The organism is Burkholderia sp. Bp8986 (assembly GCF_003854225.1).
Classification (GTDB): Bacteria; Pseudomonadota; Gammaproteobacteria; order Burkholderiales; family Burkholderiaceae; genus Burkholderia.
In genome coordinates, this window is record NZ_QTQM01000032.1 from 17,035 (window position 1) to 41,409 (window position 24,375).

At 68.1% G+C, this 24,375-nt stretch carries 23 protein-coding genes; 8 read left to right on the top strand and 15 right to left on the bottom strand.

Annotation, left to right across the window (positions count from 1 at the left end; translation table 11 throughout):
* Positions 1 to 2: 2 nt before the first annotated feature.
* On the bottom strand, positions 3 to 1,169 hold the full coding sequence (locus DID99_RS25040) for a branched-chain amino acid ABC transporter substrate-binding protein (protein ID WP_124488831.1): 1,167 nt from the start codon (positions 1,167 to 1,169) through the stop codon (positions 3 to 5).
* A 177-nt stretch (positions 1,170 to 1,346) separates the two neighbouring features.
* On the opposite strand from DID99_RS25040, the gene DID99_RS25045 reads away from it, so the two are divergent.
* From DID99_RS25045 to DID99_RS25060, 4 genes are all read left to right on the top strand, one after another.
* On the top strand, positions 1,347 to 2,240 hold the full coding sequence (locus DID99_RS25045) for a LysR substrate-binding domain-containing protein (protein ID WP_044843959.1): 894 nt from the start codon (positions 1,347 to 1,349) through the stop codon (positions 2,238 to 2,240).
* Between the two features lie 111 nt (positions 2,241 to 2,351).
* Positions 2,352 to 2,570 carry a ribbon-helix-helix protein, CopG family gene (locus tag DID99_RS25050; RefSeq protein ID WP_044843958.1) on the top strand — a complete coding sequence of 73 codons (219 nt, stop codon included), beginning with the start codon at positions 2,352 to 2,354 and terminating at the stop codon, positions 2,568 to 2,570.
* A complete protein-coding gene (locus DID99_RS25055; protein ID WP_124667689.1) occupies positions 2,564 to 2,746 on the top strand; it encodes a hypothetical protein in 183 nt (60 codons plus the stop codon). Before DID99_RS25050 ends, DID99_RS25055 begins: the two co-directional genes overlap by 7 nt.
* Positions 2,740 to 3,105, top strand: coding sequence for a type II toxin-antitoxin system VapC family toxin (locus DID99_RS25060; protein ID WP_124667690.1), 366 nt, complete (start codon positions 2,740 to 2,742; stop codon positions 3,103 to 3,105). The genes DID99_RS25055 and DID99_RS25060 overlap by 7 nt, the downstream gene beginning before the upstream one ends.
* 57 nt (positions 3,106 to 3,162) lie before the next feature.
* On the opposite strand, the gene DID99_RS25065 is transcribed toward DID99_RS25060, so the two are convergent.
* The 3 genes from DID99_RS25065 to DID99_RS25075 are packed head-to-tail and all read right to left on the bottom strand — an operon-like array spanning position 3,163 to position 6,146.
* Positions 3,163 to 3,864 carry an aspartate/glutamate racemase family protein gene (locus DID99_RS25065; RefSeq protein WP_124667691.1) on the bottom strand — a complete coding sequence of 234 codons (702 nt, stop codon included), beginning with the start codon at positions 3,862 to 3,864 and terminating at the stop codon, positions 3,163 to 3,165.
* Positions 3,865 to 3,874: 10 nt separating this feature from the next.
* Positions 3,875 to 5,179 (bottom strand): dicarboxylate/amino acid:cation symporter, encoded by a 1,305-nt coding sequence (locus DID99_RS25070; protein ID WP_124667692.1) that lies wholly within the window; start codon positions 5,177 to 5,179, stop codon positions 3,875 to 3,877.
* Position 5,180: 1 nt separating this feature from the next.
* Positions 5,181 to 6,146 (bottom strand): ABC transporter substrate-binding protein, encoded by a 966-nt coding sequence (locus DID99_RS25075; RefSeq protein ID WP_124667693.1) that lies wholly within the window; start codon positions 6,144 to 6,146, stop codon positions 5,181 to 5,183.
* Positions 6,147 to 6,466: 320 nt separating this feature from the next.
* On the opposite strand from DID99_RS25075, the gene ahpC reads away from it, so the two are divergent.
* Together ahpC and ahpF are read left to right on the top strand one after the other, a co-directional pair.
* Positions 6,467 to 7,030: an alkyl hydroperoxide reductase subunit C gene (gene ahpC, locus DID99_RS25080; protein WP_006750178.1), complete on the top strand. Its 564-nt coding sequence runs from the start codon at positions 6,467 to 6,469 to the stop codon at positions 7,028 to 7,030.
* Between the two features lie 128 nt (positions 7,031 to 7,158).
* Entirely contained in the window at positions 7,159 to 8,757 is a 1,599-nt protein-coding gene (ahpF, locus tag DID99_RS25085; protein WP_124667694.1) for an alkyl hydroperoxide reductase subunit F, read from the top strand.
* A 114-nt stretch (positions 8,758 to 8,871) separates the two neighbouring features.
* On the opposite strand, the gene DID99_RS25090 is transcribed toward ahpF, so the two are convergent.
* The 9 genes from DID99_RS25090 to DID99_RS25130 form a co-directional block, all read right to left on the bottom strand.
* Positions 8,872 to 9,714 (bottom strand): extensin, encoded by an 843-nt coding sequence (locus DID99_RS25090; RefSeq protein WP_124488839.1) that lies wholly within the window; start codon positions 9,712 to 9,714, stop codon positions 8,872 to 8,874.
* A 169-nt stretch (positions 9,715 to 9,883) separates the two neighbouring features.
* Entirely contained in the window at positions 9,884 to 10,783 is a 900-nt protein-coding gene (lpxO, locus tag DID99_RS25095; RefSeq protein ID WP_124667695.1) for a lipid A hydroxylase LpxO, read from the bottom strand.
* 209 nt (positions 10,784 to 10,992) lie between these two features.
* Complete coding sequence (locus DID99_RS25100) at positions 10,993 to 11,547, bottom strand: carboxymuconolactone decarboxylase family protein (RefSeq protein ID WP_124667696.1); 555 nt, start codon at positions 11,545 to 11,547, stop codon at positions 10,993 to 10,995.
* Positions 11,548 to 11,572: 25 nt separating this feature from the next.
* Complete coding sequence (locus DID99_RS25105) at positions 11,573 to 12,907, bottom strand: aspartate aminotransferase family protein (protein WP_124488842.1); 1,335 nt, start codon at positions 12,905 to 12,907, stop codon at positions 11,573 to 11,575.
* A 14-nt stretch (positions 12,908 to 12,921) separates the two neighbouring features.
* Entirely contained in the window at positions 12,922 to 13,971 is a 1,050-nt protein-coding gene (locus DID99_RS25110; protein ID WP_124667697.1) for a C45 family peptidase, read from the bottom strand.
* A gap of 20 nt (positions 13,972 to 13,991) precedes the next feature.
* Positions 13,992 to 14,720, bottom strand: a complete 729-nt coding sequence (gene glnQ, locus DID99_RS25115; RefSeq protein ID WP_014899691.1) for a glutamine ABC transporter ATP-binding protein GlnQ — start codon at positions 14,718 to 14,720, stop codon at positions 13,992 to 13,994.
* Complete coding sequence (glnP, locus tag DID99_RS25120; protein ID WP_044843947.1) at positions 14,717 to 15,373, bottom strand: glutamine ABC transporter permease GlnP; 657 nt, start codon at positions 15,371 to 15,373, stop codon at positions 14,717 to 14,719. Before glnP ends, glnQ begins: the two co-directional genes overlap by 4 nt.
* Positions 15,374 to 15,439: 66 nt before the next feature.
* The gene (glnH, locus tag DID99_RS25125) at positions 15,440 to 16,192 is read right to left on the bottom strand and encodes a glutamine ABC transporter substrate-binding protein GlnH (RefSeq protein ID WP_044843946.1); all 753 of its coding nucleotides are present in this window, start codon (positions 16,190 to 16,192) and stop codon (positions 15,440 to 15,442) included.
* Between the two features lie 351 nt (positions 16,193 to 16,543).
* Positions 16,544 to 20,086, bottom strand: coding sequence for an ABC transporter ATP-binding protein (locus DID99_RS25130; RefSeq protein ID WP_124667698.1), 3,543 nt, complete (start codon positions 20,084 to 20,086; stop codon positions 16,544 to 16,546).
* 119 nt (positions 20,087 to 20,205) lie between these two features.
* Between DID99_RS25130 and DID99_RS25135 the strand changes: the two genes are divergently transcribed.
* Positions 20,206 to 21,159, top strand: a complete 954-nt coding sequence (locus DID99_RS25135) for a LysR family transcriptional regulator (protein WP_124667699.1) — start codon at positions 20,206 to 20,208, stop codon at positions 21,157 to 21,159.
* 347 nt (positions 21,160 to 21,506) lie between these two features.
* Positions 21,507 to 22,628 (top strand): alanine racemase, encoded by a 1,122-nt coding sequence (alr, locus tag DID99_RS25140; RefSeq protein ID WP_124667700.1) that lies wholly within the window; start codon positions 21,507 to 21,509, stop codon positions 22,626 to 22,628.
* Positions 22,629 to 22,830: 202 nt separating this feature from the next.
* On the opposite strand, the gene DID99_RS25145 is transcribed toward alr, so the two are convergent.
* A complete protein-coding gene (locus DID99_RS25145) occupies positions 22,831 to 23,625 on the bottom strand; it encodes an enoyl-CoA hydratase (protein WP_124667701.1) in 795 nt (264 codons plus the stop codon).
* 381 nt (positions 23,626 to 24,006) lie between these two features.
* Complete coding sequence (locus tag DID99_RS25150) at positions 24,007 to 24,372, bottom strand: response regulator (protein ID WP_006765703.1); 366 nt, start codon at positions 24,370 to 24,372, stop codon at positions 24,007 to 24,009.
* Between the last annotated feature and the right edge of the window lie 3 nt (positions 24,373 to 24,375).

Here is a 24,375-nt window from a genome sequence, read left to right on the forward strand (position 1 = left end):
CGTCATTTCGTTGCCGGGTGCGCGCCGCCGAGCACGTCGACGACGGTCCACTTGCCGCCGCGCACCTGGTAGATCGTGAATGCCGGGTCCTTCAGGTTGCCTTCGCCGTCGAACGCGACCCGGCCGGTCACGCCGGGCCGGTCGATCGCGCGCACGGCCGCGACCAGCTTCGCCGGCTGCGTCGTGCCGGCCTTTTGCGCGGCCGCGATCAGCGTGGCCGCCGCGTCGTACGCGAACGGCGCATGCAGTTCGATCGGCGCGTTGAAGCGGGCGCGGTACTGGGCGTCGAACGCCTTGCCGCCCGGCATCCGGTCGAGCGGCAGGCCCGGTTCGAGCGCCGTCACGCCGTCGCCGTCCTTGCCCGCGAGCGACAGGAAGGTCTGGCTCACGAAGCCGCCGGCGCCGAGCAGCGGCGCGTTCACACCGAGCTGGCGCATCCGGCGCGCGATCGGCGCGGCCTGCGCGTCGAGCCCGCCGAAAAACACGAGATCCGCGCGCTTGCCCTTGACCGCGGTCAGCACGCCGCTGAAGTCGGTCGTCTTGTCGTTCACGTACTGGCGATCGACGATCGTGCCGCCGTTCGCCTGCACGCCCTTGATGAACTGGTCGGCGAGGCCTGCGCCGAACGACGTGCGATCGTCGATCACCGCGATGCGCTTTGCCTTCAGCGTCTTCACCGCGTAGGCGCCGGTGAAATTGCCGCCCGCATCGTCGTGACCCATGATGCGGAACGCCGTCGCGTAGCCCTGCTGCGTGTATTGGTGGCCGGTGGACGCCGGCGCGATCTGCGCAATGCCCGCATCGCGGTAGACGCGCGACGCCGGCACGCTGCAACCCGTGTTCCAGTGGCCGACGACGCCGATCACGTGCTGGTCGACGAGCTGCTGCGCGACCGCGACGGCCGTGCGCGGGTCGGATTGATCGTCGGCCGCGACGAGCTTGTAGACGACCGGCTTGCCGCCGATGCTCGGATGTTTCGCGTTCGCGTCGTCGATCGCGAGTTGCGCGCCGTTTTGCAGATCCTTGCCGATCCGAGCGGACGGGCCGGTGAGCGGCGCGGCGAGACCGATCAGGATCGTCTGCGGCGCGGACTGCGCGAAGGCGGGAACGGCGGCGATCAGCGCGGCCGCGGAGAATGCGAAGCTGGCGGGAAGAAAGGCGATTTTCATGTGCGGGGCTCGGGGATTCGAATCAAAACATGAAAAATATTAAATATTCAGCACTCTCACCCCAAATATTCAATTGTTGGATGCTTATGCCATTCCCGACACGATAGCTCAATAGCTTGTAAATAAAGGATATTTTTACGTTGTCGCTTACCCTGATTTTTCGATAAAATTCGACACATGAAGAATATCGAACAATTGCCGCACGATCCGCCGTTACGCGCCGTCCGCGCGTTCGAGGCATTCGCGCGTCTCGGGTCGGTCACCGCGGCCGCGCACGAGCTCGACATCACGCCGTCCGCGGTCAGCCACCAGTTGCAGCTGCTCGAGGCGTTCATCCAGACGCCGCTGACCGTGCGCGAAGGCCGGCTGCTCGCGCTCACCGACGAGGGGCGCGACTACTACCGCTCGATCAGCGCCGCGTTTTCGGTGCTGCGCAGCGCGACGCGCTTCGTGCGCGACCGGTCGTCGCTGCGGCAGATCACGATCAGCCTGATTCCGCTGCTCGGCATCGGCTGGTTCATCCCGCGGCTGCATGCGTTCCTCGCCGAGAACACCGACGTCGACGTGACCGTGCTGTACGCGCATCACCGCAACTATCGAAGCGACGCGTCCGACCTGTCGATCCGCTTCGGCACCGGCGACTGGCCCGGCTACCGCTGCGAGCGGCTGCTGCCGGGCGCGATGGTGCCGATGTGCAGCCCGTCGTTCCTGAAGCGCCACGGGCCGTTCCGCACGCCGGCCGATCTCGCGCAGGCGCCGCTCGTGCACGACGAGGATCGCAGCACCTGGGTCAACTGGCTGCAAGGCGCCGGCGTGCGGCACGTGTCGCATGCGGTGGGGCCGATGTTCGAGGACGGGCAACTGACGCTGAGCGCGGCGCGCGCGGATCTCGGCGCGGCGCTGCTGCGCGCGCCGCTGGTCGAGCGCGAACTGGCCAGCGGCGAACTCGTGAAGCTGTTCGACCACGCGCTCGACGACGGGCGCGACTACTACCTGTGCACGCGCGAGGATGCGGACATGCCGGACGGGGCGAGACGGCTCGCCGACTGGCTGAGGAAGATCGCCGCCTGAGCCGCCGTTGCGCCGCCTGCCGGCGCAACGGCGCGCTTGCCGAGCAAGCCGGTGACTTGCGGACGTCCGCATGCGTATATATGATATGCATATCATATATCGGAGGTTGCGATGAGCCGTATCCTGATCGATCTGTCGAATGGCCAGCTCGACGAACTGGCCGCCATCGTCGAGACTGAGCAACGCCCTCGCGCCGCGATCATTCGCGACGCGATCGACGCGTATATCGCGCAACACAAGCGCGCGCATGCCGATCACGTATTCGGCCTGTGGAAGGATCGCGCGGTCGACGGGCTCACCTATCAGGAGGCATTGCGTTCGGAATGGTAAAAGCACACATCGACACTCAAAGCGCGGCCGGGTATGCGGGCCGCGCGCTTCCGGCCGACGCCTGCCTCGTGCAGGTGCAGCAACGGCCGCCCCATGCCCACGCCGTGTTCGGTCTCTGGAAAGCGCGTGCGCTCGACGGGCTCGCCTGGCAGGAGGCATTGCGCGCGGAATGGTAAGAGCCCTCTTCGATACCAACATCCTGATCGACTATCTCGGCGGCGCGGAGTCCGCGCGCGCGGAGCTGGCCCGCTACGACTACCGGGCGATCAGCATCGTGACCTGGATGGAAGTCATGGTCGGCGCGACGGCCAGCGACGATGCGGCGATTCGCGCATGGCTTTCGTCGTTCGACATCATCCCGCTCGACAGCATGGTGGCGAACCGCGCCGTAACGATTCGCAAGGAACGTCGCATTCGTCTGCCCGATGCGATCGTCTGGGCATCGGCGCAAGTGAACGGCCTGTTGCTCGTATCGCGCAACACGAAGGATTTTCCGGTCACCGAACCGGGCGTCCGCGCGCCGTATCAGATCTAGCGCGAGCGGCGTCCGTCATGCGTGGCGGACAGCCGCGCGTCCCGCCGTCGCCGCGCGTCACACCGCCCGCCCCCATCCGCGCTCGGCCGCATAGGCGACCGTCGCGCGCGCCAGCTCGTTCGTGCTGTCGACCAATGCAAACGGCGCATCGCGCACCGCCCGCGCGGCGATCGGGATTTCCGTGCAGCCCATCACCGCGACGCCCACGTCCCGTCGCGCCAGCGTCGCGAGCGCGCGCGACAGGCACCGCACCGACGCATCGATCTTGCCCGCCTTGACCGCCGCGATGCACGCGGCGATGTCGCGCTGCGCGGCCGCGTCCGGCATCACGGGCTCGAAGCCGCGCGCACGCAGCGCCGCCTGGTAGAAGCCCGACACCAGCGTGCCGCCCGTGGCGAGCACGGCGACGCGCCGCACGCCTGCCGGCAACGCGGCCACCGACGCATCGACGATATGCAGGATCGGCGCCGCGCTGCGTTCGCGCAGCGGCGCATACCAGTGATGCGCCGAATTGCACGGGATCGCAATCACGTCGACACCGCAGCGGTTCAGCAGCGCGACGCCATCGAGCAGCGCCGGCAGCGGATCGGGCCCGCCGTCGATGATCGCGCGCGAACGATCGGGCGTCTGCGTCAGGTTCGCGACGATCATCGGCAAGTGCTCCTGGTCGCAGCGCGCACGCGTCAGGCGCATCACGCGATGCATGAAGTCGACCGTGGCCAGCGGCCCCATTCCGCCCAGTACGCCGACGAGTGCCATGACGTCTCCTTCACGCGCGCGGCGGCCGCGCGCAGATCGCGGATACGACGGCCGAGTTGCCGATCACCAGCAACAGCGTCCGCAACATCTCGCAGAACGGATCGACCGCCACGAACAGCACGAACGCGGCCTCGAACGGCAGGTGCAGCGCCGCGCACACCATGCCGGCGAGCGACACCGTCACGACGCCCGACGTGCCCGTCGACGCGAACCCGGCCAGCACCGACGCGACCAGCACGACGCACAGCTCGCCGGGGCCTAGCGACCGTTCGTAGAGTTGCGCGACGAACAGCGTCGCACTCGCGTAATAGACCATCGGCCCGACACGCAGCAGCGACACGGCGAGCGGCACGACCAGCTCGACGCGCGCGCGGGCAAAGCCGAAGCCGTCGGCCAGACACTCGATCATGCTCGGCATGCAGGCCACGCTGCTGCGCGTGGCGAGTGCCATCGCGAACGGCGTGCGCAAGCCGGCGAGCGTCCCGCCCAGCGTCGCGCCCGAGCGCTTCCAGATCACGACGATCGCCGCCGCGATCAGCACGAGCGCGACGACGGCGAACGCGGCGACGAAGCGGACCATCGCCTCGAGCGGCCCGAACCCCGACGTGCCGATCTGCGCGGCGCCGCCGCAGAACAGCACGATCGGCGTCGGATACGCGAGCCAGTGCATGATCTTCTGGCACGTGCAATAGACGGTCTCCAGCGTCTGGCTCAGCGCCGCCGAGATGCTGGCCGGCACGCGCCCCGACGCGAACCCGAAGAACAGCGAGAACACCAGCGCCTTCAGCGTGTCGCCGCTCGCGAGCGCCGCGAAGAAGTTGCCGGGCACCAGCGCGATCAGCATGTCGGCGAGGCCCGACGACTTCTCCGCGGGATCGCTGCCGTACAGCGTCATCACGGTATCGCTCGCCGCGCCGTCGCTGCCGACCAGCGCACCGAACGCCTTCAGCGTCGCGGTCGACAGGTGCTCGCCCGGCCGCATCGCGACCAGCACGACCGCGCCGACGGCGACGACGAACACAGACACGCAGCTGAAGATCGTGATCACGCGCAGCACGAGATCCGACGCGTTGCCGTCGCGCAGCAGCCGCTGCAGGCTGAAGATCACCGCGGCCGTCATGAACGGCAGCGCCGTCATCTTGAGCAGGCCGACGTACACCTGGCCCACGTAGTCGAATTGCGGCGCGGCCGCCGGCCACAACACGCCCGCCACGATTCCGAGCGCGAGGCTGCTGAAGACCGTCAACGGATGGATCGCGAGCGCATGCAGCCGCTCGATGCGCGGTGTGATCCTGATGTTCTCGTTCATGTTCATGTCAGTGACCCATCGCATCGAGCAGGGATTTCACGTCGAGCCGCTTGTTGCGCTCGGCCAGGAACTGATTGACGAACGCAAGCAGCGTCGGCATGGACACCGGCACGCCGACGGCAAGCGCGTCGGTGAGGTCGTCGAAGGTCGCGACGCGCAGCCGGATCGGCGCGGTCGGGTCGTCCTGCATCACGAGCTTGATCGCGAGCTCGTCGCGATACACGGCCGTGACCGCGCCGGCGTTCAGCGCGTCGAGCGTCGCCGGCCAGCTCGGATAGGTGCGCACCCGCGCGGCCGGGAAATCGTTGCGCGCGTATTCGGCGTAGGCCGACCCCGCGACGACGCCGATCGTGCCGCGATAGTCGCGCACGACTTCGGGCAGCGGCCGCCCTTTCGCGAGTTCGGCGAAGCCGACGCGGTTGATCAGCAGCGCGCGCCGCAGGCTGATGTACGGCGTGCTGAAGCGCACCACCTGCGCCCGCGGCAACGTACGCGACAGCTTGCTGATCGCGACGTCGGCCTGCCCGGTCGCGAGCAGATGCACGACGTCGTCGAACGTGCGCGCATCGCGGTCGAACTGCACCGGCACGCCGAGCTTTTTGGCGAGCTCGTCGGCGAGGTCGATGTCGACGCCCGCCAATGCGCCGTTGCGCGACATGAAGAACGGCGGCTGATCGACGCCGAGTACCGCGACGACGAGCGTCCCGCGCGTGACGATGCGGGCGAACTCCGGCGCGAGCAGCCGGCCGTCGGGCATCTGCACGAGCCCGGTCGCCGTGGTGGCGGGTGCCGTCACCGCTGCGGGCGCCGCCGGCGCGGACTCATCGAGGGCCAGCGCCGGCGTGGCGCACGACACGGTCACGAGTACGCAGGCCGCACGGCGCAAGAGCCGATGCAGGCATCGCCGCTCGGGGACGAACTCGCGGAACCAGGCAAGCAGCGCGCACGCGGCGCGTCCGGAAAAGAGGTTCATGGCGGCAGTGGGACGGGGAGTATCGAACGACCGCGCGGCCGTTCGTGCAGAACGGGCGCCGGACCCTGGCGCGGGGCGCGGCACCCTTTCCCGGCGCCGCGCCCTCCCGCACGCCCAATGTGTCAGAAGCGCCGGCCGGCCGAAATCCGCCGGAAGGCCCGGCCCGAATGGCACGGGACGCCCGGACGGGCCGCCGCGACGGGGCCGGATGCAGATAGAAATTCCCGATGCCGCGGATTGAAACAAGCAATTTCACAAACCAAGGGTGAACCCGGATACTGGCAACACTTCATCAACACCCAAGCAAAGGAACCCGCAAGATGCCGATCATCAACACCCAAATCAAACCGTTCAAGGCAACCGCATACCACAACGGCGATTTCGTGCCCGTGACCGAAGAGAACTTCAAGGGCAAGTGGTCCGTCGTCGTGTTCTACCCGGCCGACTTCACGTTCGTCTGCCCGACCGAGCTGGGCGACCTCGCCGACCGCTACGCGGAATTCCAGAAGCTGGGTGTCGAAATCTACGGCGTGTCGACCGATACGCACTTCACGCACAAGGCATGGCACGACACGTCGGACACGATCGGCAAGATCAAGTACCCGATGATCGGCGACCCGACGCTCACGCTGTCGCGCAATTTCGACGTGCTGATCGAGGAAGAAGGGATGGCGCTGCGCGGCACGTTCGTGATCAACCCGGAAGGCGAGATCAAGCTGTGCGAAATTCATGACAACGGCATCGGCCGCGACGCCGGCGAACTGCTGCGCAAGGTGCAGGCTGCGCAATACATCGCGGCACACCCGGGTGAAGTGTGCCCGGCCAAGTGGACGCCTGGTGCGGAAACGCTGACCCCGTCGCTCGACCTGATCGGCAAGATCTAAGGGTCGCCCGGCGCGCCTCGCTCGAGGCGCCCAACGAGCACCCAGCCAGGCCGCCGCCTCGCGCGGCCCGCACCCTCCTCCGGCACGACGTGCCCGAGCAGCCAAATCAATACGGAATCCGAAACGCCATGCTCGACGCCAATCTCAAGAACCAACTGAAAGCGTACCTCGAAAAGATCACGCGCCCGATCGAACTCGTCGCATCGCTCGACGACAGCGCGAAATCGCAGGAACTGCTTGCGCTGCTGAACGAGATTGCGTCGCTGACGTCGCGCGTGACCGTGACCGAACGCCGCGACGATGCCGAGCGCAAGCCGTCGTTCTCGATCGGCGAACCCGGCAAACCGGCCGGCATCCGCTTCGCCGGCATCCCGATGGGCCATGAATTCACGTCGCTCGTGCTCGCGCTGCTGCAGACGGGCGGCCATCCGGTCAAGCTCGACGACGACGTGATCGAACAGATCCGCGCGCTCGACGGCGACTACGCGTTCGAGACGTATTTCTCGCTGTCGTGCCAGAACTGCCCGGAGGTCGTGCAGGCGCTGAACGTGATGTCGCTGATCAACCCGCGCATCCGCCACGTCGCGATCGACGGCGCGCTGTTCCAGAACGAAGTCGACGCACGCCAGATCATGGCCGTGCCCACGATGTTCCTGAACGGCGAATCGTTCGGCCAGGGCCGCAGCAGCGTGAAGGAAATCCTCGCGAAGCTCGACACGGGCGCGGGCGAGCGCGCCGCGAAGTCGCTCGAGAACAAGCCGGTATTCGACACGCTGATCGTCGGCGGCGGCCCGGCCGGTGCGGCCGCGGCAATCTACTCGGCGCGCAAGGGCATCGCGACGGGCGTCGTCGCCGAGCGTTTCGGCGGCCAGGTGCTCGACACGATGGCGATCGAGAACTTCGTGTCGGTGCAGGAAACCGAAGGGCCGAAGTTCGCCGCGGCGCTCGAGCAGCACGTGAAGCAGTACGACGTCGACATCATGGACGTGCAGCGCGCCGACGCGCTGATTCCGGGCGACGTGCATCAGATCCGCCTGGCGAACGGCGCGGTGCTGAAGGCGAAGACGATCGTCCTCGCGACCGGCGCGCGCTGGCGCGAAATCAACGTGCCGGGCGAGCGCGAATACCGCAACCGCGGAGTCGCGTACTGCCCGCACTGCGACGGCCCGCTGTTCAAGGGCAAGCGCGTCGCGGTGGTCGGCGGCGGCAACTCGGGCGTCGAGGCCGCGATCGACCTGGCCGGCATCGTGAAAGCCGTCACGCTGATCGAATTCGGTGCGCAACTGCGCGCGGACGAAGTGCTGCAGCGCAAGCTGCGCAGCCTGCCGAACGTGACGATCGTCACGCAGGCGCAGACGACCGAGCTGACCGGCGACGGCAGCAAGCTGAACGGGCTCGTCTACAAGGATCTGCGTTCGGGCGAAACGAAGCGGGTCGATCTCGAAGGCGTGTTCGTGCAGATCGGCCTCGTGCCGAACACCGAATGGCTGAAGGGCACGGTCGAACTGTCGAAGCACGGCGAGATCGTCGTCGATGCGCGCGGTGCGACGTCGGTGCCGGGCGTGTTTGCCGCCGGCGACGTGACGACGGTGCCGTTCAAGCAGATCGTGATCGCGGTGGGCGAAGGCGCGAAGGCATCGCTCGGCGCGTTCGATCACCTGATCCGGCAGGACGCGACGCCGGCTACGGCCGACGCGCCGCAGGTCGAAGAAGCGATCGCCGCGTAACGCGCGACGCACCGCACAGGTTCGTCTCTCTTGGCCCCGCATGCCCTGGTCGGCGTGCGGGGCTCTTTTTCATCCGGTGCGGAGCAGCACGGCGCGCGCGCTGCGGCGCCCTGCTCACTGGGTCGCGCCGGGCCCGGCGTTCGCCGGTGCAGGCGCCTTGATATTGCTCGACTGCCTGACCAGCTGGTCGGTCATCGCGGCAGCGACCGAATTCGCCCCCGCCGACGTGTGCTGCCGATCGCCGCTCGGCGTCGCCACGTATTGCGGCGCCGGCAACGACGGATCAAGCTTCGCCGATTCACGCACGAGCGCAGCGGTTTCCGGGGTTTCGGATTTCCTGGCGGACGGTGCTGCAGCGTGTCGCTCGAGCCCGTCGCGCTTGCGCGCGGCGTGCTGCGGAGGCTGATACGCCGCCTGCTGGCTCGGCCGGGCTGCCTGCGCGGCCTGGGCCGGCGGCGCCGATTGCGTCGATTGCGCCGGCTGGGCCGATTGCGCTGCTTGTACCGGCGCTTGTACCGGTTGCGCGGGCTTGGCCTTCGACGGGGTCGCATCCTCCGGCTCGACCGTCACGACGTGAACGGTCGGTGGCGGCGCACTCGGTTTCGCCGGTTTTGCCGGTTTCGCCGGTGCGGCGATGACCGGCGCGACGGCGGCGGAAGCCGGTGCCGCATTCGTACGCGCAGCGGCCGCGGCAGGCGGCGCTACCGCCGCTGGTTGCGGCACCGCCTGGTCCACATGCGCGGACGGGACGGCGACGGGCGCGGGCGGCGCGATCGTGCCTTGTGCGGTGTGACCGTCGTTCGCCGCGGTCACGGCGGTGGCAGGTGCTGCGGCATCGCCAATGCCGGCTTCCGCGATCGCGCGGTGGTCCGCACGCAGGAGCATCACGTAGCCGCTGCCTGCCGCGGCAACCAGCAGACCGCCGGCGATCATCAATGTCTTACGGGTACGAGTCATGCTTGCTCACCGATCCAAATCGACGTGAACAAGCCATGATACGCGTGCGTTCGCGCATGATCCCGCACGAATACAATTGGTTGCATTGACGTCGACCCCAAGAGCGCGGAGGCCGTATGATGCTGCGCGCCCTATCGTCTGACGGTTCGGCACCGTCTGCCTTTCGCCATCAGATGCAGAAGATCGCGACCGCGATCCCGCCGAACAGCGCCCACTTGACGACGTAGTACACGGTGCGATTCCACGCCTTCAGCCGCTTGCCGGCGCGGCGAATCGCATACAGGTACTTGAATGCATGATTGAGCCCGCCCGTGCGGTCGCCCGTTTCGTTCGGCGACGCGGCCGCGCGCATCAGCAGTTGCCCGAACGCATCGTTGATGCGCTGCGCCCAACGATATTTCATCGGGCGGTCGATGTCGCAGAACAGGATCACGCGATCGTGCGCGGTGCGATTCTCGGCCCAGTGCAGATAGGTCTCGTCGAACATCACGGCCTCTCCGTCGCGCCACGCATACGACTCGCCGTCGACGACGATCCGGCACGCGTCGTCGTTCGGCGTGTCCAGCCCGAGGTGGTAGCGCAGCGAGCCCGCATATGGATCGCGATGCAGGCCGAGCTTGCCGCCCGGCGGCAACTGCGCGAACATCGCGGCCTTGATCGACGGAATCCGCGACAGGATCTCGACCGTGCGCGGACACAGCGCCTGCGCGGACGGATGCGGCGCGTCGTACCACTTCAGATAGAAGCGCTTCCAGCCGTTGCGAAAGAACGAATTGAAGCCGATGTCGTTGTACTCGCCCGACGCCTTGATCCGGCTGGCATCGCGCAACGCGAGCGCCTCCTCGCGGAAGGTCCGCCATTCGCGCTGCAGCACGGCGAGTTCCGGAAAGTGCCGCGTGTCGAGAAACGGCGTGGTCGGCACCGACGAGAACGCGTAGGAAAAGCAGTTCAGCGGCGCGGTGAAGGTCGAGTGATCGGATAGTTGCCTGAACAACCTGTGCCGAACCTTGCCGCGCCGGTGCGTATGGACGACACACGCAATGAACACGATCAACAGGACCCAGCGCATCGATATTTCCCCCGTAAGTTGTTTTACGGAATTCTAGGTACGGGGAAAATTTCCTGCGCTGAAGCGCAGGCGGCGCGAGGTGCGTCGGCAAGACGCGCAGAGGATGCCGATCGAATCATCCCGGCACGCCGAAAAGCCCGTGCCGACAGGCTTTTCGACGCAACCGGAATGCGCGCGCGGCATGCTGCCGACCCGCGCGCATGCGGCGATTATTCCGGAAACGGTAACTCAGTTTGTCCGTCAGCGCGCATACCGAACGTGTTGAGCGTCATCGCCACGAGCGCGTAATAGCCGAGCAGCGCGACGAGGTTCACCACGGTCTCGTGGCCGAATCGCGCCTGCGCGCGCGCGAACGTCGCGTCGCTCACGCGCCGCGTGTCGTACAGCTCGGTCGCGAACGCATGGATCAGCGCATCGTCGTCCGATTCGAATGCCGGCTCGACGCCACGGCGGATCGCTTCGGCCGTCGCGGCCGGCACGCCGGCATCGAGCGCGATCGGATGGTGGATGTGCCACTCGGCCTGCGAGCGCCAGCGCGCGGCCGTCACGAGAATCGCGAGTTCCGACAGCCGCAGCGGCAAACCCGTGCGATAGCGGCAGAACGCGCCGAGCCGCTGCGCGTGCTGCGCAAGCTCAGGGCTCGCGATCCAGCCGAGGAACGGCCCGTTCAGGTTGCCGCGCGGGCCGCTGAGAATGTCCGCGAGCACGGCCTTCTGCTCGTCGGTGGCCGATGCGGGATCGAAGGAAGGCAGTCTGTCAGTCATGGCGAGGGTTCGGTGAGGTCGTGATTCACGCGCCGGCCGACGCGAGCGCCGCGTCGATCGCGCCGGACAGCCGCTCGACGATCGTGTCGATCTGCTGCGCGGTGCAGACGAACGGCGGTGCGACCAGGATGTGATCGCCGTGCACGCCGTCGATCGTGCCGCCCATCGGATACACCATCAAGCCGCGCTGCATCGCCTCGCGCTTGACCGCCGCATGCAGCTTCAGCGCGGGATCGAACGTCGCCTTGCTGTCGCGATCGCGCACGAGCTCGACGCCGACGAACAGCCCGCGGCCGCGCACGTCGCCGACATGCGGATGCGCACCGTACTGCTCGCGCAGCGACGCCCGCAGTTGCTCGCCGCGCGCCTGCACGTTGTCGAGCAACTTCTCTTCGGCGATCACGCGCTGCACTTCGAGCGCGGCCGCACAGGCGGTTGCGTGGCCGAGATACGTGTGGCCGTGCTGGAAAAAGCCCGAGCCGTCGACGATCGTCCGGTAGATGCGATCGCTCACCAGTGTCGCGCCGATCGGCTGGTAACCCGCGCCGAGCCCTTTCGCGATCGTCAGCAGGTCGGGCGCGACTCCGTCTTCGTCGCATGCGAACAGGTAACCGGTACGCCCCATCCCCGACATGATTTCATCGAGAATCAGCAGCACGCCGTACTTGTCGCACACCGCGCGGATCTTCTTCAGGTAGGTACGCACCGGCGGCACCGCGCCGGCCGTCGCGCCGACCACCGTCTCCGCGACGAACGCCGCGACGTTTTCCGCGCCGAGTTCGACGATCTTCTGCTCCAGTTCGTCGGCCAGGCGCTGCGCATACGCTTCGTCGGTTTCTCCCGCCTGCTGGTCGCGATACGCATAGCACGGGCTCACGTGGTGCGCTTCGATCAGCAGCGGCAGGAACGGCTCGCGCCGCCATGCGTTGCCGCCGATCGCGAGTGCGCCGAGCGTGTTGCCGTGATAGCTCTGGCGGCGTGCGATGAAATGGCGGCGTTGCGGCTCGCCCTTTTCGACGAAATACTGGCGCGCAAGCTTCAATGCGGCTTCGACCGCCTCCGATCCGCCCGACACGAAATACACGTGTTCGAGGCCGGCCGGCGCGGCCTCGACGAGCCGGTCGGCCAGCTCCTCGGCCACCTCGGTCGTGAAGAACGACGTATGCGCATACGGCAGTTGCTGCGCCTGCCGCTTGATCGCATCGATCACGCGCTGGTTGCTGTGCCCGAGGCACGACACGGCCGCGCCGCCGCATGCGTCGATATAGCGTTTGCCGGTCGAATCGATGATCTCGATGCCGTCGCCTGCGACGGCGACGGGCAAGGTGGCGCGCGGAGCGCGATGGAAAACGGTCGTCATGCGTTGCCTCATGGTCAGGACGCGCGGGGCGCGTGCGCGGACGGCACGATGCGCGTCGCGAAGCGCTGCGTGCCGTGTTGATGAACGGTGAAGTCGATCGCGGTGTCGCGAATCGCGAACACGGCGGTCGCCAGCGTGTTTTCGTCGTCGGGATCGGCCGGATCGTCGCGATAGATCGGCAGCCCTTCCGGTGCGCGATCGCCGAGCACGCGCAGCAGCGCGGCTTCGTCGATCGCATCGATGGCCGGCGTCAGCGCATCGACGCGCCGCTGGCGATCGCCGGACGATTGCGTGACGATCTGCGCTTCTGCCTCGCAGCCCGGATGCACGAGATGATTCGCGTGGCCGCTGAGTTTCGAAACGTCGACGACCGAACAGCGCGCGACGCTCGCCTCGATGCTCAGGAGCCGCGTATCGCCGGTCGCGCCGAGCGTGTGGTGAAAGCCGCTCGCGCGCGCATGGGTGCGCAGCGCGTCGGCGGCTGCGTCGAGCGACGTCGCATCGAGCACCGCACGCGCGAGGATCATCCGCGGCACGCCGGCCGCGGGCGTGCGGATCCGCAGGTTGTTGATCGCCTGCGCGATGCCCGCGCGGTTCGCGGCGAACGTATGGCCGGGCAGCGAGCCCGGGTAATAGAAGCTGATGAAGCCCGGCTTGCCCTGCGGCTGCACGTCGACCAGCAGGCAGCGCTCGCGCAGGTACGGATCGCCGTCCTCGTTGTGCGCGATCCAGCGCGTGCCGTGCGCGTCGCGCCCGGCGAGCGTCGTGCAGCCGTCCGGCGCGTTATGGATCAGTTCGCCGCGGCAGTTCCACAGGAAGATGTCCTCCGCCGGCCAGCCGACGCCCGCCGCGATCCCGTCCAGTTCCGCGACGAGGTCGGGGTACGCGGCCAGCGCGGCCTGCCGCAGCGCGGCGACGAACGGATGGCCGCGCCAGCGGCGCACGGCCTGCCATGCGCTGCTCTGCTGCATATACGCATCGAACACGGGGCGGGCAAGCTCGCCGAGACGCACGCCGATGTCGAATGGCGTGCCGGCGATGACGGGAGAAAGGGAAAGCGGCATGTCGGGCAATTCGGTTTCGTTCAGGACACGTGTTTCAGGAATTCCTTCAGGCGCGGTGTCGGCGGCCGGTCGATCAGGTCGACCGGATGGCCGTCCTCGGCGATGCCGCCCTGATCCATGAACAGGAGCCGCGTGCCGACCCGCTTCGCGAAGCCGATCTCGTGCGTGACGACGATCATCGTCATCCCTTCGGTTGCGAGATCCTGCATCACTTTCAGCACTTCGTGGCGCAATTCCGGATCGAGCGCGGAGGTGGGCTCGTCGAACAGCATCAGCCGCGGCCGGATCGCGAGCGCACGCGCGATCGCGACACGCTGCTGCTGGCCGCCCGACAGCTCCGACGGGTAATGATTGGCGCGCGATTCTAGGCCCACCTTGTCGAGCAGCGCCATCGCCTGGTCGCGCGCGTCGGCGCGCGACGCGCCGCGCACCTGGATCGGCCCGAACATCACGTTCTCGAGCGCGGTCATCTGCGGAAACAGGTTGAACTGCTGGAACACCATGCCGGCCTCGAGCCGGATGTTGCGAATCGTCGACGCGTTGCCGCGCACGCTCTGGCCGTCGACCAGCAGCTCGCCGCCGGTGATTTTCTCGAGCGCGTTGATACAGCGCAACATCGTCGACTTGCCCGAGCCCGACGGACCGATCACGACCACGACTTCGCCCGCGTCGATCTTCAGGTCGATATGCTTGAGCACCGGCACATGGCCGAAGCTCTTCGACACGTTCTGGAATTCGATCATGCTCATAGGATCCTCATGCGCTTTTCGACGAGCCGCAGCGTCAGCGTCATCGCGCCGGTCAGCATCAGGTAGATGATGGCCACCGCGGTCCAGATTTCGACGGCCTGGAAATTGCCGGCAATGATTTCCTGTCCCTTGCGCGTCAGTTCGCCGACGCCGATCACGATGAACAGCGACGTGTCCTTCAGGCTCACGATGCACTGGTTGCCGAGCGGCGGAATCAGCCGGCGGAACGCGAGCGGCCCGACCACCTTCAGCAGCACGCGCGGCATCGACAGGCCCATCGCGAGCCCCGCTTCCGTCAGCCCCTTCGGGATCGACAGCAGCGCGCCGCGCACCACTTCCGCGAGATACGCGCCGGAATTCACCGTGATCGCGATGATCGCGGCCGTCAGGCCGTCGATGCGGATATGCGCGAGCAGCGGCAGCGCGAAGTACAGGAACATCACCTGCACGACGATCGGCGTACCGCGGATCAGTTCAATATAAACCTGTGCGAGCACGTTCATCGCCTTCGGTCCGTATGCGCGGAACATGCCCGCGATCATCCCGACGACGAACCCGCCCACCAGCCCGAAAAATGCGATGAACACCGTCAACCGGACCCCGTCCATCAGGTCCGGCAACGCCGCCCAGATCGCCGACCAATCGAAATTCACGTGTCGCTCCCCGTTCGATTCAAGACCGGCGCGGCCGCCCGGCCGCGCCCTGTTGCGCCGTCACGCTCACAGCTTCGGCGGCTCGGCGCCGAACCACTTCTTGTAGATCTGCGCGTAGCGGCCGTCGGACTTGATCTTCACGAGCGACGCGTTGACCTTCGGCACGAGCGGGCTGCCCTTCGGGAAGCCGATCCCGTACTTGTCGCCGCTCACCGGCTGGCCCGCGACCTTCACCTTGCCCTTGCCTTCGTTGTTCACGAAGAACAGCACGTTCGGCGTGTCGTGCATCGCCGCGTCGACGCGGCCGGCCTCGAGCGCGAGGTACGCCTGGTCGATGTTCGGGAACTGGCGGATCTCCTTCGGCTTCAGGTGCGCCTTGATCCAGTCGATCGTCGCGGTGCCCGTCTTCGCTGCGATCACCTTGCCGTTCAGGTCGTCGATCGACTTGATCGACGTGTTGTCGGCCTGCACCATCGCCGCGAGCCCGCTGTCGTAGTACGGCGCGGAGAAGTCGATCGCCTTCTTGCGCTCTTCCTTGATGGTCATCCCCGACAGCGCGACGTCGATGTTCTGCGTCTGCAGCGCCGGGATCAGGCCCGCGAAATCCATCGGCTGGATCGTGTATTTCCAGCCCTGGTCCTTCGCGATCTCCGCCCACAGGTCGAGATCGAAGCCGACGTACTTGTCACCCTGCTTGAACTCGAACGGCATGAACGACGTATCGGTCCCGACGACGAGCGTCTTGGTATCCGCGTGCGCGATGCTGGCGCCGAGCGCGGCGACCACCGCGACGGCTTTCAGGAAGGAACGGCGACTCATGGCTTTTCTCCGCATGGTTGAGCGATGTAACCGGCCGGCTGGCCGGGGAACGACGACATCAAGCCGCACCGCAACATGCGATGTTGAATTAGACCTTAGTGCAACAAGTGTTGTCAACACGGATACTACGACAACAAAAAAACGCGCAACAAGTAATTGCATCGAGACAAACCCGCGCGGGACGGGCGGGATTGGTCAGAGGAAAAGGCGGGGGAATGACGGCGGGAGCGCGCGGCGGGCCCTGGACTCGGGGATGAGGCGGGCGAGCGGTATTTGCCGGCAACCGCCGCCGCTCAACGAACGGAATGAACCGCGAGCGGCAACGCCGCCCGGCATGACTTCAACGCGACGTTACGCCGCCACCCCGCTCGCCTGATGCGAAACCAGCCGCGCATACGCACCCTGCCGCGCGATCAGCGCCGCATGCGTTCCCGCCTCGATGATCCTGCCGTGCTCGAGCACGAGGATCGTGTCCGCGTTGCGCACGGTCGACAGCCGGTGCGCGATGATGATCGACGTCCGCTGTGCCATCAGATCCTCCAGCGCCACGCGGATCTGCTGCTCGCTGATCGTGTCGAGGTGCGACGTCGCTTCGTCGAGGATCAGCACCGGCGCATCCTTCAGGAACGCACGGGCGATCGCGACGCGCTGGCGCTGTCCGCCGGACAGCTGCACGCCGCGCTCGCCGACCCGCGTCTCGAGCCCGTCGGGCAGCCGCGCGACGAATGCGCCCAGTGCCGCGTGGTCGATCGCGCGCCGGACGTCCTCGTCCGATGCATCGTGCGCCGCGAGGCGGATGTTCGCCTCGAGCGTGTCGTTGAACAGATAGGTATCCTGCGCGACCAGCGCGATGTGCCGGCGCAGATCGTCGAGCCGCAGATCGCGCAGGTCGACGCCGCCGAGCGTCACGCGCCCGTGCTGCGGATCCCAGAAGCGCAGCAGCAGGCTCGCGACGGTCGACTTGCCGGCGCCCGATGCGCCCACCAGCGCGACCGTGCTGCCGGGCGGCACCTCGAAACTCACGCGATCGATCGCCGGCACGCCGCGGCCCGGGTACGTGAAGCCCGCGTCCTCGAACCGCACGGTCGCGTCGCCGGACAGCGCATGCGCGCCGTCGACGACCGTCACCGGCTCCTTCTCGAGCGCGCGCAAGCGCCGCGTCGATGCAATCGTGTCGGCCAGCTGCCGCGCGACCTGGCCGATCTCGGCCACCGGCATGAAGGCGGCCACCGCGACCAGCACCAGCAGCGGCAACGCTTCGTGCGCGAACCAACCGCGCGCGCACAGCAGCGCACCGAGCGCCGCGACGGCCAGCCCGCCGAGCCCGCTCGCGACTTCGAGCGCGGCGCTCTGCGCCGACAGATCGTCGAGCAGCTTCGCGCGCTGCTGCCGGTACGCGTCGGCTTGCGCGACGAACGCGGCACGCCGGCGCGCGAGTGCCTGGAACGCGGTCAGTTCCGCGAGCCCCTGGATCGTTTCGGTCAGGTGCGCGCCGAGCAGGCCGAGCGCCTCGCGTGCGCCGGTGCCGAGCCGGTCGACGTCGCGCCGCGCCAGCACGGGCGCCAGCCCGGCCCACAGCAGGAACGGCAGCAACACCAGCGCGAGCGGCCATGCGACCGACGCGAGCAGCACCAGCACGCCGGCCGGCACCAGCACCGCGACGAACGCCGGCGCGAGCGTATGCGCATAGAAGTATTCGACGGTCTCGACGTCCTGCGTCGCGAGCGCGACCAGATCGCCGGAGCGGCGCCGCAGCAAACCGGCCGGCGCGAGCCGTTCGAGCGTCGCGAACAGCGCGATGCGCATCTCGGCGAGCAGCCGGTACGCGATGTCGTGCGCGAGCCACGATTCGAGCCAGTGCAGCACCGCCGCGACCGGCGCGACGACCAGCAGCGCCGCGACGAGCGCGCCGTTCGCGTGTCCGTCCGACACGCCGCCGACCACCCGCGCACCGATCACGCCGACGCCGATGAACGCGAGCACGCGGCCGATCCCGAACAGCACGGTCAACAGGACCTTGCCCTTCCACGGACCGACGAAGCGCAGCAGCGCGCGCAACGTTTCGGGCCAGCCGATCGTCGCCGCGTCGTCGTTCAGCGGCCTGACCTGCGGGCCCGATGCAGCACGCGCGCCCGCGCCGCCGGCCATCGCGGCCGTGCCGACGGCTTCGGCGGCTGCCTCCAGCTGCGGCCCCATCAGCTGGCGATACGGGCCGTCGCGCGCGATCAGTTCCGCGTGCGTGCCCGCGTCGACCACTCGCCCCTGGTCGAGCACCAGGATGCGATCGGCGCCGATCACGCTGGACAGCCGGTGCGCGAGCACGAGCGTCGTACGCCCGCGCGTGAGCCGGTCGAGCGCCTGCTGGATCAGCGCTTCGTTCTCCGCATCGACCGACGACAGCGCCTCGTCGAGCAGCAGGATCGGCGCATCGCGCAACAGTGCGCGCGCGATCGCGATCCGCTGGCGCTGGCCGCCCGACAGCATCAGCCCGCGTTCGCCGATGCGCGTCGCATAGCCGTCGGGCAGCGCCGAGATGAAATCGTGCGCGTTGGCGGCTCGCGCGGCCGCGATCATGTCCGCGTCGCTCGCGTCGGTCCGGCCGAGCCGCAGGTTGTCGGCGACGCTGCCGTCGAACAGCGTCGCGTCCTGCGCGACCACCGCGATCATCTCGCGCACCTGATCGGCGTCGAGCGTGCGCACGTCGTGCCCGCCGATGCGGATCGTGCCGCCCTGCGCATCGTGCTGGCGCAGCAGCAGGCGCACGATGGTCGACTTGCCCGCGCCGCTCGGGCCGACGATCGCGACCGTCTCGCCTTCGCGCACCGTGAAGCCCAGCGCCGCATGCGCATCCGCGCGACGCCCCGGATACGCGAAGCTGACGCCGTCGAACACGATCTCCGGCCGCAGGTGCGGCACGCGCGGCGCCGCGGCGGCCGGCGTGTCGCTGCCCGCATCGAGCAGCGCGTGAATCGCGTTCGCCGCCGACTGGCCGATCATCCCCTGGTGCAGCACGCCGCGCAGGTCGCGCAGCGGCCGGAAGATTTCGCTGCCGGCCATCAGCACGATCAGCAGCGCCTCGAGGCTCATGTCGCCGTGGCGCACGCGCCATGCGCCGACCGCGATCGCCGCCGCCGCGCCGAGGCCGGTGCCGAGATCGGTGAAGAGCCGCGTCAGCAGCCCGAGCGCGAGCACCCAGAACGTGCTGTCGGACAATGCGCGCGCCTTCGCCGCCAGCTTCGCGCCGAACGCGCCGCTCTGCCCGAACGCCTTCAGCGTCGGCAGGCCCTGCACCGCGTCGAGAAACTCCTCTCCGAACGCCTTGAACGCGGCCGAGCGGGCGAGCGCCGCGCGCCGGTCGGCGCGATGCACGAGTTGCGGCAGCGCGAGCGTGACGAGCGCCGCAACCAGCAGGATCGCGGCCGTCGGCACGTCCCACCATGCGAGCACCGCGAAGATCATCACCGGCGCGCACGCGGCGATCACGAGCTGCGGCAGGTAGACGCCGAAGAAGGTCTGCAGCTGCTCGACGCCGTCGACGACGGCCAGCATCACGCCGCCCGTGCGCTCGCCGCTGAACCATGCGGGGCCGAGCGCCGCGATCCGGTCGAACAGCCGCGCGCGCAGCGTGGACTGTACGCGCCCGGCCGTATGCTGCGCGAGCACCGTGCGACGATGGTCGAGCCATGCGCGCAGCAGCACGCAGGCCGCGGTTGCAACGACGGTTTCGGCGATATCGCGCGCCGGCGCGCCGGCAAAGACGAGCGCGAGCACACGGCCGAGAAACACGAACCGCAGGATGCCGACACCCATCGCGAGCAGCCCGAGCGCGACCGCGGCGGCGACCCGCCAGCGCAATCCCGCCATCATCGCCCATAGTCGTCGGTCGAAATACATGAAGCCCTCCGGTCGGTTTTTCGTTGCGATTCGATTGACCGGACCAAGGCTACCCGCGCCCCCGACGCGCGGCAAAAGATGATTTTTCAACGGGTGTTGAGTCAACTACAATACCCCGCATGTCGCACCTCCCTCCCCTCAGCGCGCTGCGTGCTTTCGAGGCGGCCGTCCGCCTCGGCGGGTTCGCGCGCGCGGCGGCCGAGCTGAACGTGTCGACGAGCGCGATCAGTCACCAGATCCGCGCGCTCGAGGAATCGCTGGGTGCCCGCCTGCTCGAACGCAGCACGGGGCTCGGCGGCATCGGCCTCACGCAAGCGGGCGCCCGCCTGCTGCCGGCCGTCAGCGATGCGCTGTCGAAGCTGACCGACGCGTGCGCCGAGATTCGCGGCATCACCGCGCAACGGCTGACGGTGTCCGCCAACGCGCCGTTTTCGTCGATGTGGCTCGCGCGCCGTCTCGCGGAATTTTCGTCGCTTCATCCCGACACGCCGCTGCATGCCATCGTGGTCGACGACGAACCGGATTTCGCGCGCAGCGGCGTCGATCTCGCGATCGTGCACGTGCCCGCGCACCGGCTGCGCGCCGACGACGACATCCTGATGCGGGAAACCGTGTTCCCGGTGTGCAGCCCCGAGCTGTTCCCGTACGCATCCGGGTACGTGTGCCGCTCGCGGCTGCTGCAGGAGATGCACGAGGACAGCCCCGAGATCGACTGGCGCAACTGGGCCGTGCACTTCGGCCTGCCGGACGACTTCGAGACGAAGATCGTCCGTTACAGCAGTTTCAGCCAGGTGATCGGCGCGGCGGTGGGCGGCGCGGGCATTGCGCTCGGCCGTGTGCCGCTGATCGAGCCCGAACTGCGCAGCGGCCGCCTGGTGCCGCTGGTGCCGGGCCTCGAGCGCGATGCGTCGTGGCGCTTCGTGCTGCGCCGCAATCCGTCGGCACGGCACCGGCTGCTCGATCCGTTGATCGCGTTCCTGCGCCGCGAAGCCGATGCCCCGCCGCTCCAGCGCGCGAAGATCGTTGCACCCGCATCCAACGACAGTCACGCGCGCGACGCGGGCGGTGCGTAGCGCGCCCGCATCCGGATGCTGGCGCGCGTGTCGGCAGTCCGTTGCGGCGTCACGGCTTCGCGAAGAACAGCACATCGATCAATGACAGGGGCACGCAGCGCTTGGCACTGCGCCGCGCCGTTCGCGCACTGGTTTTCTGGAGGGGAGACTCGGCAAGGCAGGCTGGCGAAGGCCGTGTCGACATGGGTCCGGCACAAAAAATTCCACCAAATCGCCGACAAATACGTTAATTAAAACTGGTCGAACACCAATAAGATAGCGCTCAACACTGGCTGGGTGCGCAACGCACCGGCCGCTGACCCGCGCCCCCGCGCGCGTACCGAACGACTTTCGACCCGAGCCCGTCCATGCCCCGTCCCATCGTCGCCCATATCCGTCCCGACGCCGTCCGCCACAACCTCGACTTCATCCGCCGCACCGCCGCGCAATCGCGCGTATGGGCCGTGATCAAGGCCAACGCCTACGGTCACGGGATCGAGCGGATCTACCCGGGCCTCGCGGCCGCCGACGGCATCGCGCTGCTCGACCTCGACGAAGCCGTGCGTGTGCGGGAACTCGGCTGGGACAAGCCGGTGCTGCTGCTCGAAGGCATCTTCGAGCCGGCCGACGTCGAACTGGCCGATCGTTACCGGCTGACGGTGGCCGTGCACTGCGACGCGCAGCTCCACCTGCTGATCGCCGCGAAGCCTCGGCAACCGATCGACATCCAGCTGAAGATGAACTCCGGGATGAACCGGCTCGGCTACCGGCCCCACGCATTCCGTGCCGCGTGGGAGCGCGCCGCGGCCGCGCCGTCGATCGGCAAGATCACGCTGATGATGCATTTCGCAAACGCCGACGAAGGCGAAGTCGACTGGCAGCTCGAGCAGTTCGATGCGGCCACCGCCGGGATTCCGGGCGAGCGCTCGACATCGAATTCGGCGGCCGTGCTGTGGCATCCGCGCGCGCATCGCGACTGGGTTCGGCCTGGCACGATCCTGTATGGCGCGTCGCCGACCGGCGCGTCGCGGCACATCGCCGACACGCCGCTGATGGCCGCGATGACGCTGACCAGCAAGATCATCGGCGTGCAGACGCTCGCGCCGGAAGAAACGGTCGGCTACGGCCGCCGCTTCACCGCCGACCAGCCGATGCGGATCGGCGTCGTCGCGTGCGGCTATGCGGACGGCTATCCGCGCCACGCGCCGACCGGCACGCCGATCGCGGTGGACGGCGTGATGACGCGCGTCGTCGGCCGCGTGTCGATGGACATGCTGACCGTCGATCTGACGCCGTGCCCGGACGCGGGCATCGGCTCGAGCGTCGAGCTGTGGGGCGATCAGGTGAAGGTCGACGACGTCGCGGAAGCCAGCGGCACGATCGGCTACGAGCTGATGTGCGCGCTCGCGCGCCGCGTGCCGGTCGTGGTCGTGCCGTCCGACGCGTCGACGGTGCAGCCGGCGCCGCGCACGGGCAGCTACGGGCGATAACCGGGGCGCGGATGCGGCGGCACGCTCGCGGGTCGCTGCGCATCCGGACGCTCGGAATCCGCTTGCGGGCCGCGTCGGGCGGTCCGCTTGTTTTGTGCGGTCTGCTTTTGCGGCCTGCTTTTGCCGCATGTACCGACGGCGAAGCACAGGCGGGACGCAGCGCGCAACCGGTCCACGGGCGCCACACACTACGAACTACGAACTACTCACGCCACGTCGGCTTGCGCTTCTCGAGGAACGCATCGATCCCCTCGCCGGCGTCCTCTTCCATCATGTTGCGTGCCATCACGTCGCCCGCAAAAGCGTATGCGTCGTCGAGCGGCAGTTCTCGCTGCCGGTAGAACATCTGCTTGCCGTAGCGCACCGCCGCCGGGCTCTTCGCGACTATCTCCGCGACCTTGCGCGCGACGGCCGCGTCGAGCGCATCCTCGGGCACGGCCTCGTTGACGAGCCCCCACGCGGCGGCCGTCGCCGCATCGATGAAACGCCCGGTGACGAGCATGTCGAACGCGCGCTTCGCCGACACGTTGCGGCTCAACGCAACGGCGGGCGTCGAACAGAACAGCCCGACATTGATGCCCGACACCGCGAAGCGCGCGGTGTCGGCCGCCACGGCGAGGTCGCACGCGGCGACGAGCTGGCAGCCGGCCGCCGTCGCGATGCCCTGCACGCGCGCGATCACCGGCACCGGCAGCGCGCGCATCGCGAGCATCACGCGGCTGCATTGCGCGAACAGCGTGCGGTAATAATCGAGTTCGGGCTTGCCGCGCATCTGCCGCAGGTCGTGGCCCGCGCAGAATGCCTTGCCCTGCGCGGCGAGCACGACACAGCGCACGTGCGGATCGGCGGCCAGCGAATCGAACGCGTCCTGCAGGCTCGCCAGCATCGCCTCCGACAACGCGTTGAACTGTTGCGGCCGGTTCAGCCGCAGCGTGACGACGCCGTCGTGGGCCTCGCGCAGCAGGATCGGCTCGGCTGTCTCGTGAATGGGTTCCATGATGCTCCGCTCGATGGGGTTCGATCGGACGCGAACCGGCGGCACGGGCAACACGCGTCCGGATTCGCGATCGACACGATCACGAATCGTCCTCCAGTTTGCGCGCGACGTCCAGCGAAGCGGACGAACCACCGGCGCAGCAGACGTTCGCGGGAATCGGGCGGCGCGCCACTCGCGTGCGTGGTCAGGGCCGCGTACAGGAGCGCACATCGCGAATTTCGCCCGTCGCGCCGCCCGGAATGCAGATCGCACCGCCCTGCGCGTACCCGGCATGCTCGCCTGCGAACGTCCCGTTGCAACCGGCGACGCAGCGGTCGCGCGTTCCGGACCGCAACGTTGAACGCTCGAGCGGTATCGGGCCCGCTCCCGCCGAATATCGGCTCAGCCCGCGAGCTTCTTCAGCGCGTCGAGCACCGCATCGCCCTTGAACGGCTTCACGATCCAGCCCTTCACGCCGGCGGCCTTGCCGCGCTCCTTCATCGCCGGGCTGCTTTCGGTCGTCAGCATCACCACGTTGACCGACGTGTTCGCCAGCTCGCCGCGGATCTTCTCGACCATCGTCAGGCCATCCATGTTCGGCATGTTCACGTCGCTGATCACGAGACGCACGCCGGGTGTCGCCTTGAGCTTCGCGAGCCCGTCCTTGCCGTCCACCGCCGTCGCGACGTCGAGCCCGTGATTGCGCAGGAAACCCGCGACTTCGTCGCGCACCGTGCCCGAATCGTCGACCACCAGAATCTTTGCCATGCC

What these genes read in the sequence shown, in the direction of transcription:
- DID99_RS25040 (WP_124488831.1), bottom strand. Translation starts at nt 1,169, where the DNA reads ATGAAAATCGCCTTTCTTCCCGCCAGCTTCGCATTCTCCGCGGCCGCG.
- DID99_RS25045 (WP_044843959.1), top strand. Translation starts at nt 1,347, where the DNA reads ATGAAGAATATCGAACAATTGCCGCACGATCCGCCGTTACGCGCCGTC.
- DID99_RS25050 (WP_044843958.1), top strand. Translation starts at nt 2,352, where the DNA reads ATGAGCCGTATCCTGATCGATCTGTCGAATGGCCAGCTCGACGAACTG.
- DID99_RS25055 (WP_124667689.1), top strand. Translation starts at nt 2,564, where the DNA reads ATGGTAAAAGCACACATCGACACTCAAAGCGCGGCCGGGTATGCGGGC.
- DID99_RS25060 (WP_124667690.1), top strand. Translation starts at nt 2,740, where the DNA reads ATGGTAAGAGCCCTCTTCGATACCAACATCCTGATCGACTATCTCGGC.
- DID99_RS25065 (WP_124667691.1), bottom strand. Translation starts at nt 3,864, where the DNA reads ATGGCACTCGTCGGCGTACTGGGCGGAATGGGGCCGCTGGCCACGGTC.
- DID99_RS25070 (WP_124667692.1), bottom strand. Translation starts at nt 5,179, where the DNA reads ATGAACATGAACGAGAACATCAGGATCACACCGCGCATCGAGCGGCTG.
- DID99_RS25075 (WP_124667693.1), bottom strand. Translation starts at nt 6,146, where the DNA reads ATGAACCTCTTTTCCGGACGCGCCGCGTGCGCGCTGCTTGCCTGGTTC.
- ahpC (WP_006750178.1), top strand. Translation starts at nt 6,467, where the DNA reads ATGCCGATCATCAACACCCAAATCAAACCGTTCAAGGCAACCGCATAC.
- ahpF (WP_124667694.1), top strand. Translation starts at nt 7,159, where the DNA reads ATGCTCGACGCCAATCTCAAGAACCAACTGAAAGCGTACCTCGAAAAG.
- DID99_RS25090 (WP_124488839.1), bottom strand. Translation starts at nt 9,714, where the DNA reads ATGACTCGTACCCGTAAGACATTGATGATCGCCGGCGGTCTGCTGGTT.
- lpxO (WP_124667695.1), bottom strand. Translation starts at nt 10,783, where the DNA reads ATGCGCTGGGTCCTGTTGATCGTGTTCATTGCGTGTGTCGTCCATACG.
- DID99_RS25100 (WP_124667696.1), bottom strand. Translation starts at nt 11,547, where the DNA reads ATGACTGACAGACTGCCTTCCTTCGATCCCGCATCGGCCACCGACGAG.
- DID99_RS25105 (WP_124488842.1), bottom strand. Translation starts at nt 12,907, where the DNA reads ATGACGACCGTTTTCCATCGCGCTCCGCGCGCCACCTTGCCCGTCGCC.
- DID99_RS25110 (WP_124667697.1), bottom strand. Translation starts at nt 13,971, where the DNA reads ATGCCGCTTTCCCTTTCTCCCGTCATCGCCGGCACGCCATTCGACATC.
- glnQ (WP_014899691.1), bottom strand. Translation starts at nt 14,720, where the DNA reads ATGAGCATGATCGAATTCCAGAACGTGTCGAAGAGCTTCGGCCATGTG.
- glnH (WP_044843946.1), bottom strand. Translation starts at nt 16,192, where the DNA reads ATGAGTCGCCGTTCCTTCCTGAAAGCCGTCGCGGTGGTCGCCGCGCTC.
- DID99_RS25130 (WP_124667698.1), bottom strand. Translation starts at nt 20,086, where the DNA reads ATGTATTTCGACCGACGACTATGGGCGATGATGGCGGGATTGCGCTGG.
- DID99_RS25135 (WP_124667699.1), top strand. Translation starts at nt 20,206, where the DNA reads ATGTCGCACCTCCCTCCCCTCAGCGCGCTGCGTGCTTTCGAGGCGGCC.
- alr (WP_124667700.1), top strand. Translation starts at nt 21,507, where the DNA reads ATGCCCCGTCCCATCGTCGCCCATATCCGTCCCGACGCCGTCCGCCAC.
- DID99_RS25145 (WP_124667701.1), bottom strand. Translation starts at nt 23,625, where the DNA reads ATGGAACCCATTCACGAGACAGCCGAGCCGATCCTGCTGCGCGAGGCC.
- DID99_RS25150 (WP_006765703.1), bottom strand. Translation starts at nt 24,372, where the DNA reads ATGGCAAAGATTCTGGTGGTCGACGATTCGGGCACGGTGCGCGACGAA.